Here is a 16,944-nt window from a genome sequence, read left to right on the forward strand (position 1 = left end):
TATTTGCAATCAGAAAGGGATTTTATGTCCATTATTCAAAAACTTTGGTGGTTTTTCAAGTTAGAAAAACGCCGTTATTTAGTCGGGATTGTGGCCCTGGTCTCGGTTTCCATCCTCAATCTAATTCCCCCCATGGTCATGGGGCGGGTTATTGATGCTATCACATCGGGGAAATTAACCCAGCAGGACCTCCTTTTTGACCTATTTTACTTGCTTCTTGCAGCCTTTGGTATGTACTATCTGCGCTATGTTTGGCGTATGTATATCCTCGGGACTTCCTACCGTTTGGGACAGATTATGCGCTCTCGCTTATTTGAGCATTTTACAAAAATGTCTCCAGCTTTTTATCAGACTTATCGGACAGGGGACCTGATGGCGCATGCCACCAACGATATCAATGCCTTGACTCGTCTGGCAGGAGGCGGTGTCATGTCTGCGGTGGATGCCTCTATCACGGCTTTAGTGACCTTGATGACCATGCTCTTTAGCATTTCATGGCAAATGACCTTGGTTGCCATTCTGCCCCTGCCTTTCATGGCTTATGCGACCAGTCGTCTAGGGAGAAAGACCCACAAGGCTTTTGGTGAATCGCAGACTGCCTTTTCTGAACTCAATAACAAGGTGCAGGAGTCTGTATCAGGTATCAAAGTGACCAAGTCTTTCGGGTATCAGGCGGACGAGCTCAAGTCCTTTCAGGCAGTCAATGAATTGACCTTCCAAAAGAACCTGCAAACCATGAAATACGATAGTCTCTTTGACCCCATGGTTCTCTTATTTGTTGGTTCCTCCTATGTTTTAACGCTCTTGGTCGGCTCCTTGATGGTTCAGAAAGGGCAAATCACGGTTGGGAATCTGGTCACCTTTATCAGCTACTTGGATATGCTGGTTTGGCCTCTTATGGCTATTGGTTTCCTCTTTAATATCACTCAGCGAGGGAAGGTTTCCTATCAGCGGATTGAGGAACTTTTGTCTCAGGAATCACCTGTACAAGACCCTGAGTTTCCTTTAGATGGAATTGAAAACGGGCGCTTGCAGTATGCCATTGATAGCTTTGCCTTTGAAAATGAGGAAACACTGACAAATGTTCACTTTAGTTTGGAAAAAGGGCAAACTCTGGGCTTGGTTGGTCAGACAGGCTCTGGAAAAACGTCCTTGATCAAGCTTCTCTTGCGTGAATACGATGTGGATGAGGGAGGCATTTATCTGAATGGCCACGATATTCGTGACTATCGTCTGACAGAGCTTCGCAGTCTCATGGGCTACGTCCCTCAGGACCAGTTCCTCTTTGCGACTTCGATTTTAGATAATATCCGCTTTGGGAATCCTGATTTACCACTTTCAGCAGTCGAGGAAGCGACGAAGCTAGCTCAAGTTTACCAAGACATTGTAGCCATGCCTCAAGGATTTGATACGCTGATTGGTGAAAAAGGAGTCAGTCTTTCTGGAGGTCAAAAGCAACGTCTGGCCATGAGTCGGGCGATGATTTTAGACCCTGATATCTTGATTTTGGATGATTCTTTGTCGGCCGTGGATGCCAAGACGGAGTATGCGATCATCGACAACCTCAAGGAGACGCGAAAGGACAAGACAACCATTATCACTGCCCATCGCCTCAGTGCGGTTGTCCATGCAGATTTGATTTTAGTCCTGCAAAATGGTCAAATCATCGAACGAGGCAGGCACGAAGACTTGCTAGCTTTAGATGGCTGGTATGCCCAAACCTACCAGTCTCAGCAGCTGGAAATGAAAGGAGCAGAAGATGCAGAATAAGAAAGAACAATGGACTGTATTGAAGCGCTTGATGTCTTATCTCAAGCCTTATGGACTCCTTACATTTTTGGCACTCAGTTTTCTACTAGCGACGACGGTCATTAAAAGTGTCATTCCCCTTGTGGCCTCCCACTTTATCGACCAGTATCTCAGCAATCTCAACCAACTCGCTGTGACCGTTTTGCTGGTCTACTATGGCCTTTATATCCTTCAAACTCTAGTTCAGTATGTTGGCAATCTTCTCTTTGCGCGCGTGTCTTACAGTATTGTTAGGGATATTCGTCGCGATGCCTTTGCCAATATGGAAAAGCTGGGCATGTCTTATTTTGACAAGACGCCAGCAGGCTCCATCGTCTCTCGTTTGACAAATGACACCGAGACTATCAGTGATATGTTTTCGGGGATTTTATCTAGCTTTATCTCAGCAGTTTTCATCTTTCTGACAACTCTTTATACCATGTTGGTATTGGATTTTCGTTTGACAGTATTAGTCTTGCTCTTTCTCCCCTTGATTTTCCTTTTGGTCAATCTCTATCGGAAAAAATCAGTGAAAATCATTGAGAGAACCAGAAGTCTCTTGTCAGATATCAATAGCAAGCTGGCTGAAAACATCGAAGGAATCAGAATAATCCAGGCCTTTAATCAAGAGAAACGCCTGCAGGCGGAATTTGATGAGATCAACCGAGAACACTTGGTCTACGCCAACCGTTCTGTAGCCTTGGATGCCCTCTTTTTGAGACCTGCCATGAGTTTGCTGAAACTCTTAGGTTATGCGGTATTGATGGCTTATTTTGGCTATCGTGGCCTTTCTATCGGGATAACAGCAGGAACCATGTATGCCTTTATCCAGTATATCAATCGTCTCTTTGACCCCTTGATTGAAGTAACGCAAAACTTTTCAACCCTTCAAACTTCTATGGTTTCTGCAGGTCGTGTCTTTGCCCTGATAGACGAGAGGACCTATGAGCCCCTTCAAAAAGATGGGCAAGCCAAAATCCAAGAGGGCAATATCCGTTTTGAACATGTGTGCTTCTCATATGACGGTAAACACCAGATTCTGGATGATATTTCTTTCTCTGTTAACAAGGGAGAAACTATAGCTTTTGTAGGTCATACGGGTTCAGGGAAATCTTCCATTATCAATGTCCTCATGCGCTTTTATGAATTCCAGTCAGGCCGAGTTCTCTTGGATGGTGTGGATATTAGAGACTACAGTCAGGAAGAGTTGAGAAAAAATATCGGTCTAGTCTTGCAGGAACCCTTCCTCTATCACGGGACTATTAAGTCCAATATCGCCATGTACCAAGATCTCAGTGACGAAGAAGTTCAGGCTGCGGCAGCCTTCGTGGATGCAGATTCCTTTATTCAGGAACTTCCTCTGGGCTATGATGCACCTGTTTCCGAGCGTGGTTCGAGCTTTTCAACTGGTCAGCGTCAGCTTCTTGCCTTTGCTAGAACAGTCGCCAGTCAGCCTAAAATTCTGATTTTGGATGAAGCGACAGCTAATATTGACTCTGAAACAGAAAGTATGGTTCAAGCTTCACTAGCTAAGATGAGAAAGGGACGGACAACCATTGCTATCGCTCACCGCCTTTCTACCATCCAAGACGCCAACTGTATCTATGTTTTGGACAAGGGGCGCATCATCGAGAGTGGAACCCATGAGGAACTCTTGGCCTTGGGAGGGACCTATCACAAGATGTATAGCTTGCAGGCAGGGGCTCTTACTTAAAGAAGAAATCCTTCAAATTACAGATTTCTTTCACCGCCTTTTCCATTTTGTGGTATAATGAAAATTGTTGACAAATAGTATAATAAAAACAAAGGAGAAACAGCATGCTGAAATGGGAAGACTTGCCCGTGGAAATGAAATCAAGCGAGGTTGAGTCTTACTACCAGCTTGTCTCTAAAAGGAAGGGTTCGCTGATTTTCAAGCGTTGCTTGGACTGGATTTTGGCCTTGGTCTTGCTAATTTTGACTTCCCCAGTCTTTCTCATCTTGAGCATTTGGATCAAGTTGGATAGCAAGGGGCCTGTTATTTACAAGCAAGAGCGCGTGACCCAGTACAACCGTCCTTTCAAGATTTGGAAGTTCCGTACTATGGTTACGGATGCGGATAAAAAAGGCAGTCTGGTGACTTCTGCTAACGATAGCCGCATTACCAAGGTTGGAAATTTCATCCGACGTGTGCGCTTGGACGAACTGCCTCAGCTGGTCAATGTCCTTAAAGGAGAGATGTCCTTTGTAGGGACGCGTCCTGAAGTGCCACGTTACACAGAGCAGTACAGCCCTGAAATGATGGCGACCTTGCTTTTGCCAGCAGGAATTACCTCTCCAGCCAGTATCGACTACAAGGATGAGGACACCATCATCAGTCAAATGACCGAAAAAGGCCTGTCTGTTGACCAAGCCTATGTAGAGCATGTTCTTCCTGAAAAGATGCGCTATAACCTCGCCTATCTCCGAGAGTTTAGTTTCCTTGGAGACATCAAAATCATGTTTCAAACCGTGTTTGAAGTGCTAAAATAATGTAGTCATGAGAAAATGAGTACAGATAAAAGGAGCAAATCAATGCCAAATTACAATATTCCATTTTCACCACCCGATATTACCGAAGCTGAAATTGCTGAAGTAGCGGATACCCTGCGCTCTGGTTGGATCACAACAGGTCCTAAGACAAAAGAACTGGAGCGTCGCTTGTCTCAATACACACAGACACCTAAGACTGTCTGCCTCAACTCTGCGACTGCAGCTCTTGAGTTGATTTTGCGTGTTTTGGAAGTGGGACCTGGGGATGAAGTCATCGTTCCAGCCATGACTTATACAGCTTCATGTAGTGTTATCACTCACGTAGGAGCAACACCTGTCATGGTGGATATCCAAGCAGATACTTTTGAGATGGACTATGACTTGCTTGAGCAAGCTATCACTGAGAAAACTAAGGTTATCATCCCAGTAGAGCTTGCAGGGATTGTGTGCGACTATGACCGTTTGTTCCAAGTTGTGGAGAAAAAACGTGATCTCTTTACAGCTGCTAGCAAGTGGCAAAAGGCCTTTAACCGTATCGTGATTGTCTCTGATAGTGCCCATGCTTTGGGATCTACTTACAAAGGGCAACCAGCTGGTTCGATCGCTGACTTTACTTCCTTCTCATTCCATGCCGTTAAGAACTTTACAACTGCTGAGGGAGGAAGTGCGACTTGGAAGGTCAATCCAGCGATTGACGACGAAGAGATGTACAAGGAGTTCCAAATCCTTTCCCTTCACGGGCAAACTAAAGATGCTCTTGCCAAGATGCAATTGGGTTCATGGGAATACGATATCGTAACACCAGCCTACAAGTGCAACATGACGGATATCATGGCTTCGATTGGTTTGGTACAATTGGATCGTTACCCAGCTTTGCTACAACGTCGTAAGGACATCGTGGACCGCTATGATCGTGGTTTTGCGGGTACTCGTATTCACCCACTGGCACACAAGACTGATACTGTCGAATCTTCACGCCACCTCTACATCACCCATTTAGAAGGTGCTAGCCTAGAAGAGCGTAACCAAATCATCCAAGAATTGGCCAAAGCAGGAATTGCAAGTAATGTACACTATAAACCGCTTCCTCTCTTGACAGCCTATAAGAATCTTGGTTTCGATATGGCTGATTATCCAAGAGCCTATGCCTTCTTTGAAAATGAAATTACGCTTCCTCTTCATACAAAATTAAGCGATGAAGAAGTTGATTACATCGTTCAGACTTTGGTGAGAATTTCTGAAGAAATCCTCGGTTCTGGAAAAAAATAATAAAAAATCTTGACAAAAATCGGACAATAGCATATAATATTCTCAACAAATCAGAAAAGTAACTATGTTTGATCTTCAGGGAGCCTGTGGTGATTGTGAACAGGTGGTTGGAAGTAGTGAAAGTGGGCTGATTTTAAAAATGAATTTGAAACAATGAAAATTCGGTGCGCACACCTTACAGTGCAACTTGTTGTTAGACAAGACAGAGATGTAAAGGGGAATAGTCCCTTTATAATTGAGGTGGCACCGCGTTACCAACGCCCTCACACGGATTGATTTCTGTGTGTGGGCTTTTTTCTTTCGGTCATTTTGTTTATCTTTTATTAGGACGTTAAGTCGCTTTGATGAACTTATACTCAATGAAAATCAAAGAGCAAACTAGGAAACTAGCCGCAGGCTGTACTTGAGTACGGCAAGGCGACGTTGACGTGGTTTGAATTGGATTTTCGAAGAGTATTAAGTTCTATCTGTAGCTCCTTGCCTATTACTAAAAGCAAACAAAAAGCCGAATTAATATGGAAAGAGGAAAAATTTATGACAACTAAAGGTTATTTTGGACAATTTGGTGGTAGTTTTGTACCGGAGCCGATTCAGGCTTTGTTGGATGAGTTGGAAATGACATTTGACAAATACAAGGATGATCCAGAGTTTTTGGCAGAATTTCGCCATTATTTGAAGGATTATTCTGGTCGTGAAACACCGCTCTATTTTGCGGAAAGTTTAACAGACCACCTAGGTGGAGCTAAGATTTATCTCAAGCGCGAAGACCTTAATCACCTTGGTTCTCACAAGCTCAACAATGTTTTAGGACAAATTCTTCTTGCCAAACGTATGGGCAAAAAACGAGTGATCGCAGAAACAGGAGCTGGTCAGCACGGTGTTGCGACAGCAGCTGCTGCAGCCAAGTTTGGTATGGCCTGTGATGTCTATATGGGGGCAGAGGATGTTGAGCGTCAACGTCTCAATGTTTTCCGTATGGAGATGATGGGAGCAACTGTTCACGCAGTTGAAACGGGAACGCGAACTCTCAAGGATGCGGTTGATGCAGCCTTTGGAGAATGGATGAATGACCTTGAAGCATTCTACGTTTTGGGATCTGCTGTAGGACCTCATCCTTATCCTACCATTGTCCATGAATTCCAAAAGGTCATCAGTGAGGAATCTCGTCGTCAAATCTTAGAAAAAGAAGGCCGTTTACCAGACTACGTCATTGCCTGTGTAGGTGGTGGTTCCAATGCCATCGGAGCTTTTTCTCAGTATGTGGCTGATGAAGAAGTCAAATTGGTTGGGGTCGAAGCTGCCGGTCACGGACTTGACACAGACAAGCATGCAGCCACTATGACAAAGGGTAGTGTCGGAATTGTCGATGGTATGAAGACCTATGCAGTCTTTAAGGAAGACGGAGAGCTGGCGCCAGTTTACTCTATCTCAGCTGGTTTGGACTATCCAGGGGTTGGCCCAGAACACGCCTACTTTAAAGATTCAGGTCGCGTGGAATATGTGGCAGCGACAGACGAAGAAGCTGTTCAAGCCTTGCTCCTTCTTAGTAAGACAGAAGGGATTATCCCAGCGATTGAAAGTTCGCACGCCATCGCAGAAGCGGTTAAACGTGCACCGAAACTAAGTAAAGATGACATTATCATCATCAATGTCTCTGGTCGTGGAGACAAGGACGTAGCTGCGATTGCAGACTACCTAGAAGCTAAGAAATAAGAGATGGAAAAATTACAGTACTTTCTTTCCCAGAGAGCTTGTGGTTGCTGGAAACAAGCAGAGAAAGCTGTAAGGTTGGGTCCATCTGAAACGAGAGAAGAAAACATAATTCTCAAGGGAGTGCCCTTTATCGCACAGCCTGTTACAGGAAAGTTCTGAGACAGGAATGAGAGATAGGAGAAATCCTATAATTGAGGTGGCACCGCGAATTTCGTCCTCACGCAAGTTATTTTGCGTGGGGATTTTTATATATTTATCGTAGATATGGTCATCAGTTTTAAATTATGCTTCATCAATAGATAGATTTCTATAAAATATTTGCAAACGAAGTGAGCATTGAAACGCTATTTCCCGCCATAGTGGTATTCTAGAGAAGCAAAGATGCTTCTCTAGAACGGAATTTTTGAGAGTAAAATAGTTCGGGGAACTATTTTAGCTTGAGCCTAGAAATGAATGAGCGAGGAGCTCGAAAATTAGGTCTTTCATTTTATGGTTTTCTAAAATCATCCACTGGATAATTTTACCTCCCGTCCGCACTATTTAAGGGAAATAGAAAAAAGACAAAAAATTAAAAATAAGAAACTGAAAGGGAAATTACAATGGAACGAATCATTCATGGAGATGTCTTATCACCAATCTTGGCTTATATGCGCCTAAAGGGGCAACACAAGGTGATCTTAGAAAGTATTCCGAGAGACAAGGAAACCGCTCGTTTTTCTATCCTAGCCTATAATCCTGTTTTTGAGATTCAGTTTGAAAATGGAGTCCTTTATCAAAATGGTCAAGTGATTGATCGGGATCCTTTGGATTTCCTTTATGAGGTGACTCATAAGAGCCAGCACCATTCAGACCTCCCTTTTGGTGGAGGAGCCATTGGCTTTGTTGGTTACGATATGATTTCGCTCTATGAAGAAATTGGTCAAATCCCTGAAGATACCATTGGGACGCCAGACATGCATTTCTTTGTCTATGAGAGTTATATGGTCTTTGACCACAAGAAAGAAAAAATTCATGTCATAGAGGATGCTCTTTATAGCGATCGCAGTCAAGAAGATTTGGAAAAAGCCTTGAAGCAAGTGCTGGAGGAATTACGCATTCCTGCTCCAAATGAATTTGAAGACTTGGATTTATCTCCGCTAGACTTCAAACCGCACATTGCTCCTCATAAGTTTGAGCAAATGGTGGAAACCGCTCGTGACTTGATTCGTAACGGGGATATGTTCCAATGCGTGCTCAGCCAGCGTTTCTCAGCAGAAGTTACTGGAAATCCATTTGACTTCTACAGAAATCTCCGCGTGACCAATCCTTCTAATTACCTCTATTTCTATGATTTTGGGGATTATCAAATCATCGGAGCTAGTCCAGAAAGTTTGGTTTCTGTTAAAAATGGCATTGTGACAACCAATCCGATTGCAGGTACGCGACCAAGAGGAGCTACGGATGAAGAGGACAAGGCCTTGGCGACAGACCTGCTTTCTGATGAGAAGGAAACAGCAGAACATCGGATGTTGGTAGACTTGGGACGCAATGATATTGGTCGAATCTCTGAGACAGCCAGTGTTCAAGTCACCAAGTATATGGAAGTGGAGCTCTTCCGCTATGTCATGCATTTGACCAGCGTGGTGAAAGGGCGTTTGCTTCCAGACCTCACTGCCATGGATGCTTTGAAAGCTACACTTCCAGCTGGAACAGTTTCAGGAGCACCAAAGATTCGAGCGATGAGACGCATCTATGAACTGGAAACAGAAAAACGTGGCGTATACGCAGGAGCAATCGGCTACTTGTCTGCGACGGGAGATATGGATTTCGCCATCGCCATCCGAACTATGATTCTCAAAAATCAAACAGCCTATGTTCAGGCTGGGGCAGGGATTGTCTATGACTCTATTGCCCAAAACGAATACCAAGAAACCATTAACAAGGCTAAATCTATGACTAGAATTGGAGAACTAAGACCATGATTTTATTGATTGACAACTATGATTCCTTTACCTATAACTTGGCCCAATACATTGGGAATTTTGCAGAAGTGCAGGTTTTGAGAAATGATGATCCCAAGCTGTATGAAGAAGCTGAAAAAGCAGATGGTCTAGTCTTTTCTCCGGGTCCTGGTTGGCCAGTGGATGCCGGAAAGATGGAAGACATGATTCGTGACTTTGCAGGTAAGAAGCCAATTCTAGGTATTTGTTTGGGTCACCAAGCTATCGCAGAAGTCTTTGGTGGGAAGCTAGGCTTGGCTCCAAAAGTCATGCATGGGAAACAGAGCCATATCAACTTTGAAGCGCCATCTGTTCTCTATCAAGGCATTGAGGATGGTCGTCCAGTCATGCGTTATCACAGTATTTTGATTGAAGAAATGCCTGAAGACTTTGAAGTGACAGCTCGTTCGACTGATGACCAAGCTATTATGGGAATTCAACACAAAAGCCTGCCGATTTATGGCTTCCAGTACCATCCAGAAAGTATCGGAACGCCAGATGGCTTGTCTTCTATTCGGAATTTTATCGAAAAAGTTGTAAAGTGAGGAAACTAGGATGAAAGAGATTATTGAAAAATTAGCAAAATTTGAAAATTTATCAGGTGTGGAAATGACGGATGTCATTGAGCGTATCGTAACTGGGCGCGTAACCGAAGCTCAGATTGCTTCTCTTCTCTTGGCCCTTAAGATGAAGGGCGAAACACCTGAAGAGCGTACAGCCATTGCACAAGTCATGAGAGGACATGCCCAACACATTCCAACTGAGATCCATGACGCTATGGATAACTGCGGTACAGGTGGGGACAAGTCTTTCAGTTTTAACATTTCCACAACTGCAGCCTTTGTCTTGGCTGGTGGCGGGATTCATATGGCTAAGCACGGTAACCGTTCGATTTCTTCTAAATCGGGTTCTGCAGACGTCCTTCAAGCATTGGGCATCAATCTTGACCTCAAACCAGCTGAACTAGGTAAGGTTTTCGATAAAACTGGAATCGTCTTTCTCTTTGCTAAAAATATGCACCCAGCTATGAAATACATCATGCCAGCACGTTTGGAACTAGGAATTCCAACGATTATGAACTTAACTGGTCCACTGATTCACCCAATGGCCTTGGAAACACAGTTGCTTGGTATTAGTCGTCCAGAACTTCTAGAAAGCACTGCTCAGGTTTTGAAAAATATGGGTCGTAAACGTGCCATCGTGGTTGCTGGACCAGAAGGCTTGGATGAAGCTGGTTTGAATGGAGCTACCAGCATTGCCCTTCTTGAGAATGGCAAAATCACCTTGTCAAGCTTTACTCCAGAAGATTTGGGGATGGAACGCTACGCTATCGAAGATATCCGTGGTGGCAATGCTCAGGAAAATGCAGAAATTTTGCTCAGCGTTCTTCAAAACGAACCAAGTCCATTCTTGGAAACGACAGTTTTAAATGCTGGTCTTGGTTTCTATGCCAATGGTAAGGTAGCTAGTATCAAGGAAGGAGTTGCCTTGGCTCGTCAAGTAATTGCTAGTGGCAAGGCCCTTGAAAAGCTCAGACTGTTACAGGAGTACCAAAAATGAGTCAGGAATTTTTAGCACGAATTTTGGAGCAGAAGGCGCGTGAGGTCGAGCAGATGGAGCTGGAGGAAGTCCATCCCTTGCGCCAGACCTATCGCTTGGCAGCATTTTTGAAGAATCACCAGGACCGTTTGCAGGTAATCGCTGAAGTCAAGAAAGCTAGCCCTAGTCTGGGAGATATCAATCTCGATGTGGATATTGTGCAACAGGCCCAGACTTATGAAGCGAACGGCGCAGTGATGATTTCGGTTTTGACAGATGAAGTTTTCTTTAAAGGGCATTTGGATTATTTACGTGAGATCTCCAGTCAGGTAAACATTCCAACGCTCAACAAGGACTTTATCATCGATGAAAAGCAAATCATCCGTGCTCGCAATGCCGGCGCGACAGTTATCTTGCTAATTGTCGCTGCCTTGTCAGAAGAACGCCTCAAGGAACTGTATGACTACGCGACAGAGCTTGGTCTGGAAGTCTTGGTGGAGACTCACAATCTAGCTGAACTAGAGGTAGCCCACAGACTTGGTGCCCAGATTATTGGGGTTAACAACCGCAACTTGACCACCTTTGAAGTCGACTTGCAGACCAGTGTAGACTTGGCCCAGCACTTTAAGGAAGATCGTTATTACATTTCTGAATCTGCTATTTTCACAGGGCAGGATGCGGAACGCGTTGCACCATACTTTAACGGAATTTTGGTGGGAACAGCTCTCATGCAGGCAGAAGATGTAGCCCAGAGAATCAAGGAGTTGCAGATTGACAAAGGTTAAGATTTGTGGATTGTCGAACAAAGAAGCGGTAGAGACAGTCGTATCAGCAGGGGCAGACTATATCGGTTTTGTCTTTGCACCTAGTAAAAGACAGGTGACCTTGGAAGAGGCTGCAGAGCTGGCAAAGCTCATTCCTGTTAACGTTAAAAAGGTTGGTGTATTTGTTTCACCAAGTCGGGCAGAATTACTAGAAGCGATTGACAAAGTTGGCTTGGACTTGATTCAAGTTCATGGTCAGGTAGCGGATGATTTGTTTGAGGATTTATCTTGTGCCAGTATTCAGGCTGTGCAGGTGGATGGAAATGGTCATGTGCCTAATTCTCAGGCGGATTATCTCCTCTTTGATGCCCCTGTGGCTGGGAGTGGTAAGACCTTTGACTGGGGTCAACTGGATACGTCTGGACTAGCCCAGCCATTTTTCATCGCAGGTGGGCTTAATGAAGACAATGTAGAAGAAGCAATTCAACACTTTACTCCCTATGCAGTAGATGTATCGAGTGGAGTGGAGACAGATGGACAGAAAGATCAGGAAAAGATTAGAAGATTTATAGAGAGGGTAAAGCATGGCATATCAAGAACCAAATAAAGATGGATTTTACGGAAAATTCGGCGGACGTTTCGTCCCAGAAACATTGATGACAGCAGTTTTGGAGTTGGAAAAAGCTTATCGTGAAAGTCAGGCAGACCCAAGCTTCCAAGAGGAATTGAACCAACTTTTGCGCCAGTACGTAGGACGTGAAACTCCCCTTTACTACGCAAAAAACTTGACCCAGCATATCGGCGGAGCCAAGATTTATCTCAAACGGGAAGACCTTAACCATACAGGTGCTCACAAGATTAACAATGCCTTGGGACAAGTTCTTCTGGCTAAACGCATGGGCAAAAAGAAAATTATCGCTGAAACAGGTGCTGGTCAGCACGGTGTGGCAACTGCAACAGCTGCGGCCCTCTTTAACATGGAATGTACCATCTACATGGGTGAGGAAGATGTTAAACGCCAAGCACTTAATGTGTTCCGTATGGAGCTTTTAGGAGCTAAGGTTGAGGCTGTGACAGATGGTTCGCGCGTGCTTAAGGATGCGGTCAATGCAGCCCTCCGTTCATGGGTGGCAAATATCGACGATACCCACTATATCCTTGGTTCTGCCTTGGGACCTCATCCTTTCCCAGAAATCGTTCGTGACTTCCAAAGTGTCATCGGTCGAGAAGCTAAACAACAGTACCGTGACTTGACAGGACAAGACTTACCAGATGCCCTAGTAGCCTGTGTTGGTGGTGGTTCTAATGCTATCGGTCTCTTCCATCCATTTGTAGAAGATGAGTCAGTAGCTATGTATGGGGCTGAAGCAGCAGGACTTGGTGTGGACACGGAGCACCACGCAGCGACCTTAACCAAGGGTCGTCCAGGTGTCCTCCATGGTTCCCTCATGGATGTGCTCCAAGATGCTCATGGTCAAATTCTTGAAGCCTTCTCTATCTCAGCAGGATTGGACTATCCTGGTATCGGTCCAGAACATTCTCACTACCACGATATCAAACGTGCCAGCTATGTTCCTGTGACAGACGAGGAAGCTTTGGAAGGATTCCAACTCTTGTCTCGTGTGGAAGGAATTATCCCAGCCTTGGAATCTAGCCATGCCATTGCCTTCGCAGTGAAATTGGCCAAAGAACTTGGACCAGACAAGTCGATGATTGTCTGCCTATCTGGACGTGGGGACAAGGATGTGGTTCAAGTCAAAGACCGCTTGGAAGCAGATGCAGCAAAGAAGGGAGAAGCCCATGCCTAAGACACTAACAGAAAAATTGAACGCTATCAAAGCAGCTGGAAAAGGAATTTTTGTTCCCTATATCATGGCTGGAGACCATGAGAAAGGTTTGGTTGGTCTCGCTGAAACAATCCACTTTTTAGAAGATTTGGGTGTTTCAGCTATTGAAGTGGGTATTCCCTTTTCAGACCCTGTTGCAGATGGACCTGTGATCGAAGAAGCAGGCTTACGTAGTCTAGCTCATGGGACTTCTACCCAGGCTTTGGTTGAAACCTTGAAAACCATTCAGACTGAGGTACCACTGGTCATCATGACCTACTTCAACCCCCTTTTTCAGTACGGTGTGGACAAATTTGTCAAAGATCTGGCAGATACTGCAGTTAAGGGCTTGATTATCCCAGACCTGCCTCATGAGCATGCCAACTTTGTAGAGCCATTTTTGGTAGACACAGATATCGCCTTGATTCCCCTAGTAAGTTTGACAACAGGGATTGAGCGTCAGAAAGAGTTGATCAAGGGAGTAGAAGGCTTCGTCTATGCCGTTGCTATCAATGGGGTGACAGGGAAATCAGGAAATTACCGCGCAGACTTGGACAAGCACTTGGCACAATTGCATCAAGTAGCTGACATCCCAGTCTTGACAGGTTTTGGCGTATCTAGTCAAGCAGATGTCGAACGCTTTAATGCGGTATCAGATGGTGTTATTGTCGGTTCGAAAATTGTAAAAGCTCTCCACCAAGGAGAGCCGATTGAGGACTTTATCAAACAAGCAGTAGCTTACCAAAAATAATCACACAAGTAGCAAGTAAGAGGAAAGGCACAAAAGGAAGTCTTTCCTTTTTCTTTTGCGAAAGAAAGGCTAAAATCCCTGCCGCAGAAGCGAACTGAATCAAGATGAGTAATTCTGTCGCGCTAAAGATGAGAGCACAAGAAGCTAGAAAGAGGAAATCTCCTGCGCCCATGCGGATATCGATAAAATGGGTCATGATCCCAAGAACAAGGAAGAAGACCATAACCAGATTCCAGCCAGAGCAGACCATGAGGATTAGGTGGAAAGTCAGCCAGACTAGTAAGGGATATTCCTGATGGCGAAAGTCGTAAATGCCCAAGGTCAAGCCAGCAGTGATGAGGATGATTTGACCCAAGGAAATCCAGCCCCATGACCAAGCCAGAAAAAGTAACCCCAAGCCCAATTCAAAAAGGGAATACCAGAATGGATAGCGAGCCTTGCAGTAGCGACAGCGAAAGCGATTGAAGAGCTGAGAGAGGATAGGAATCAAATCTAAGGGACGCAAGCGAGTCTGACAGGAATCGCAGTGACTAGACGGTCGGATAATGGATTGCTCAGGGAAACGGTCAATGACCAAACCGAGAAAGGAAGCGAGAATGCTCCCGACAAGAAAAAAATAAAGATCAATCATACTTATCTATTCGTAAAAAATAAGAGAAGTAGTATAATAAAGAAACATTGATAAGATAGATGGTGAGGTCAAGATGATGATTCGTTTTGAAGAAAATGTGAGTACAGAAAATGCTCAGCTCTTATGCCAATGGTCCAACTCCCTTGGCAAATCCTTTCAAGAACAATGGATGGGAACAATGATTCCTTTTCCCTTAACAATTCAAATCTTGCAAGATTTGGAAGGAATCTTTTCAATTTTTGATGGACAAGAGTTTGTCGGGCTTATCCAGAAAATCAGGCTAGAAGACAGGAATCTTCATATCGGGAGATTTTTTATCAACCCCCAGAAGCAGGGGCAAGGCTTAGGTAGCCAGGCTTTAAGGAAATTTGTTAGTTTGGCATTTGAAAATGAAGACATAGATACTATTTCTCTAAATGTCTACGAGGCAAATCAAAAAGCTTACAATCTTTACCAAAAAGAAGGATTTGAAATCGTTCAAATGGTTGAAAAACCTATACGAAAATACATCATGAAAAAGGGGAGATAGCAGTCACTTGAGTTAGAGTTCCAAGGATTTTCAAGGAAAAGGAAGTTATCTTTCAAAGTTAGAAACAAGACTTCTATGATTTCTAAGATAGAGGAGATAAACATGTCGAGACGTAGAAAAATACGAATCTTGCTCGCTTCTGTACTTGCCTTAGTTGTTGGTATCACTCTTTATTTTCAGTATCAAAGCCACCAAGAACGGTTCCAACTAAAGGCTTCCTTTGAAGAACAGGACAATATAGCTGTCTTACAACATTTAATGGATTCAGGAAAATATGCGTCTGACATGCGGAAAGCAGGCTATATTGTTCCTCCCGACGGTGCCATCCGCTTGGATGGAGGAATTGACTCCATAGGGATAAAAGGAGACATCGATTTGAAAATGTCGAATCCTGGCAGGGATGAAGTCTCGGTTTTATTTGCAACAATGGTAAATGAGGAAAAAATAAATGCCTACTATATTTTAGATAATCAGTTATTGCTAAAACGTAGTTACTATTCTCATATCAGTAATCAAAATAAAGAAAGTGTGACGATATCTCAAGCAGAAGAAGAACGCCTATTAAAGATTGTTCGAAAAGAGTTGAAAGCTTTTCTAGATAAGATGTATCAGACTTTATATGGTTGATGTTACCAGTGAGAAGTGGATGCGAGACTCTGTTTAGGCTGTCAATGATGATGAGAAAGGGGGCACAAGAATGTTTACAGAATTGCTCTTTATTGTCTCTTTACTGTTACTTTTACGTTTGTTTAAAAGTAGGCGCTCACGAATGATTATAGGAGTCTTGTATAGTTTGCTGCTAGTTTGGTTTGTCCTTTCCGTTTTGAACTATGGCAAATACACTCTTCAACCAGGTCAATCCGTCAGCTTAAGAGTAAATCCCAGAACACAAGATTTGGAATACTATTCACTCTTCATCTTGAAGAAAAAGGATTCAAGTAAAATTAAATTAACTGGCTCTAGTGTTTGGAGTGAGAGTAATGGTGATGTTTACTATGAAGTAGAGGGACAAAAAATTATAAAAAGCCATGGTTTCGACAAGGAGGATGAAGAACTTCCAAACAACCAAGCAGATATTTATTTAGAAAAAGATGGAGTTGTTGTGAGTTACCAAGGTGAAAAAGTGTTTGATGCCACCAATAACAAGCCCTACACGATAACCATTACCAATGTAGACAACCAACTAGCCCAATTTGAGGCTCAGGTGGTGGATAAATAAGCCAGTCTAGTAGTGTGCAAGCTTTTAAAATTTGTTTCAATTCAATAAAAACATACTATTTTAAGTAAGCAAAAAAGCCCTGAAACCAAGGCTTTTCCTGTTGACACTACCTTTTAGCGAAAATTGGGAAGCGTGTTTAGAATCCGATCTACAAAAAAAGAGGACATTTACGGTCCTCTTTTTGACTACTATAATGAAAAGGTCAATTAACGTTTAGACTTATTTTTCGTCTTTGTGAAGCATGTTTTTAACACCTTCAATAGCGCCTTCGACAGCGTCTTTAGCATCTTCAGCAACTTCTTTTACTTTAGAAACAACTTTTTCAGCTGTTCCTTCTTTTTCCATTTTTTCATCGCCAATCATTTTGCCGACACCTTCTTTAATGGAACCTTTTGCTTGATTTAGTTTTTCTTCTGTTGACATGA

Annotated in this window: 17 protein-coding genes and 2 other annotated features; of the genes, 15 read left to right on the forward strand and 2 right to left on the reverse strand. The window is 43.6% G+C overall.

The features are described from left to right. Nucleotides 1-24 precede the first annotated feature (24 nt). From B7717_RS02410 to trpA, 12 genes are all read left to right on the forward strand, one after another. Nucleotides 25-1,770, forward strand: coding sequence for an ABC transporter ATP-binding protein (locus B7717_RS02410; protein ID WP_084944103.1), 1,746 nt, complete (start codon nucleotides 25-27; stop codon nucleotides 1,768-1,770). Continuing rightward, entirely contained in the window at nucleotides 1,760-3,502 is a 1,743-nt protein-coding gene (locus B7717_RS02415; RefSeq protein WP_084944104.1) for an ABC transporter ATP-binding protein, read from the forward strand. The genes B7717_RS02410 and B7717_RS02415 overlap by 11 nt, the downstream gene beginning before the upstream one ends. A 104-nt stretch (nucleotides 3,503-3,606) precedes the next feature. After that, nucleotides 3,607-4,299, forward strand: a complete 693-nt coding sequence (locus B7717_RS02420) for a sugar transferase (protein WP_049478424.1) — start codon at nucleotides 3,607-3,609, stop codon at nucleotides 4,297-4,299. 42 nt (nucleotides 4,300-4,341) lie between these two features. Beyond that, nucleotides 4,342-5,568 carry a DegT/DnrJ/EryC1/StrS family aminotransferase gene (locus B7717_RS02425; RefSeq protein ID WP_071851317.1) on the forward strand — a complete coding sequence of 409 codons (1,227 nt, stop codon included), beginning with the start codon at nucleotides 4,342-4,344 and terminating at the stop codon, nucleotides 5,566-5,568. A gap of 42 nt (nucleotides 5,569-5,610) precedes the next feature. Then, nucleotides 5,611-5,836, forward strand: a binding site (T-box leader). Between the two features lie 266 nt (nucleotides 5,837-6,102). After that, nucleotides 6,103-7,281: a tryptophan synthase subunit beta gene (trpB, locus tag B7717_RS02430; protein ID WP_000208434.1), complete on the forward strand. Its 1,179-nt coding sequence runs from the start codon at nucleotides 6,103-6,105 to the stop codon at nucleotides 7,279-7,281. Next, nucleotides 7,278-7,503 (forward strand) — a binding site (T-box leader). It overlaps the preceding gene by 4 nt. A 377-nt stretch (nucleotides 7,504-7,880) precedes the next feature. Continuing rightward, entirely contained in the window at nucleotides 7,881-9,242 is a 1,362-nt protein-coding gene (gene trpE / locus B7717_RS02435) for an anthranilate synthase component I (protein ID WP_084944106.1), read from the forward strand. Further along, on the forward strand, nucleotides 9,239-9,805 hold the full coding sequence (locus B7717_RS02440; RefSeq protein ID WP_000601894.1) for an aminodeoxychorismate/anthranilate synthase component II: 567 nt from the start codon (nucleotides 9,239-9,241) through the stop codon (nucleotides 9,803-9,805). The genes trpE and B7717_RS02440 overlap by 4 nt, the downstream gene beginning before the upstream one ends. 10 nt (nucleotides 9,806-9,815) lie before the next feature. Next, nucleotides 9,816-10,820: an anthranilate phosphoribosyltransferase gene (gene trpD, locus B7717_RS02445; protein ID WP_084881655.1), complete on the forward strand. Its 1,005-nt coding sequence runs from the start codon at nucleotides 9,816-9,818 to the stop codon at nucleotides 10,818-10,820. Beyond that, nucleotides 10,817-11,584, forward strand: coding sequence for an indole-3-glycerol phosphate synthase TrpC (trpC, locus tag B7717_RS02450; protein WP_000076527.1), 768 nt, complete (start codon nucleotides 10,817-10,819; stop codon nucleotides 11,582-11,584). The genes trpD and trpC overlap by 4 nt, the downstream gene beginning before the upstream one ends. Continuing rightward, nucleotides 11,571-12,170 carry a phosphoribosylanthranilate isomerase gene (locus B7717_RS02455; RefSeq protein WP_084944107.1) on the forward strand — a complete coding sequence of 200 codons (600 nt, stop codon included), beginning with the start codon at nucleotides 11,571-11,573 and terminating at the stop codon, nucleotides 12,168-12,170. Before trpC ends, B7717_RS02455 begins: the two co-directional genes overlap by 14 nt. Continuing rightward, a complete protein-coding gene (gene trpB / locus B7717_RS02460; RefSeq protein ID WP_000331265.1) occupies nucleotides 12,148-13,371 on the forward strand; it encodes a tryptophan synthase subunit beta in 1,224 nt (407 codons plus the stop codon). The genes B7717_RS02455 and trpB (B7717_RS02460) overlap by 23 nt, the downstream gene beginning before the upstream one ends. Then, nucleotides 13,364-14,140, forward strand: a complete 777-nt coding sequence (trpA, locus tag B7717_RS02465; protein WP_084944108.1) for a tryptophan synthase subunit alpha — start codon at nucleotides 13,364-13,366, stop codon at nucleotides 14,138-14,140. The genes trpB (B7717_RS02460) and trpA overlap by 8 nt, the downstream gene beginning before the upstream one ends. Here the strand turns inward: trpA and B7717_RS02470 are convergent. Beyond that, complete coding sequence (locus B7717_RS02470) at nucleotides 14,112-14,771, reverse strand: prepilin peptidase (protein WP_084944109.1); 660 nt, start codon at nucleotides 14,769-14,771, stop codon at nucleotides 14,112-14,114. The genes trpA and B7717_RS02470 overlap by 29 nt on opposite strands. Nucleotides 14,772-14,844: 73 nt before the next feature. Here B7717_RS02470 and B7717_RS02475 point away from each other — a divergent pair, with 73 nt between their 5' ends. The 3 genes from B7717_RS02475 to B7717_RS02485 all read left to right on the forward strand — a co-directional run bounded on the left by B7717_RS02475 (nucleotide 14,845) and on the right by B7717_RS02485 (nucleotide 16,519). Continuing rightward, entirely contained in the window at nucleotides 14,845-15,300 is a 456-nt protein-coding gene (locus B7717_RS02475; RefSeq protein WP_084944110.1) for a GNAT family N-acetyltransferase, read from the forward strand. Between the two features lie 102 nt (nucleotides 15,301-15,402). Then, nucleotides 15,403-15,927, forward strand: a complete 525-nt coding sequence (locus B7717_RS02480; RefSeq protein ID WP_084944111.1) for a thiol-disulfide isomerase — start codon at nucleotides 15,403-15,405, stop codon at nucleotides 15,925-15,927. Nucleotides 15,928-15,997: 70 nt separating this feature from the next. Then, the gene (locus B7717_RS02485; RefSeq protein WP_084944112.1) at nucleotides 15,998-16,519 is read left to right on the forward strand and encodes a hypothetical protein; all 522 of its coding nucleotides are present in this window, start codon (nucleotides 15,998-16,000) and stop codon (nucleotides 16,517-16,519) included. A gap of 219 nt (nucleotides 16,520-16,738) precedes the next feature. Here B7717_RS02485 and B7717_RS02490 read toward each other — a convergent pair whose 3' ends face one another. Then, entirely contained in the window at nucleotides 16,739-16,942 is a 204-nt protein-coding gene (locus B7717_RS02490; protein ID WP_000102421.1) for a CsbD family protein, read from the reverse strand. Between the last annotated feature and the right edge of the window lie 2 nt (nucleotides 16,943-16,944).

The organism is Streptococcus oralis subsp. oralis (assembly GCF_002096495.1).
Lineage (GTDB): Bacteria > Bacillota > Bacilli > Lactobacillales > Streptococcaceae > Streptococcus > Streptococcus oralis_CU.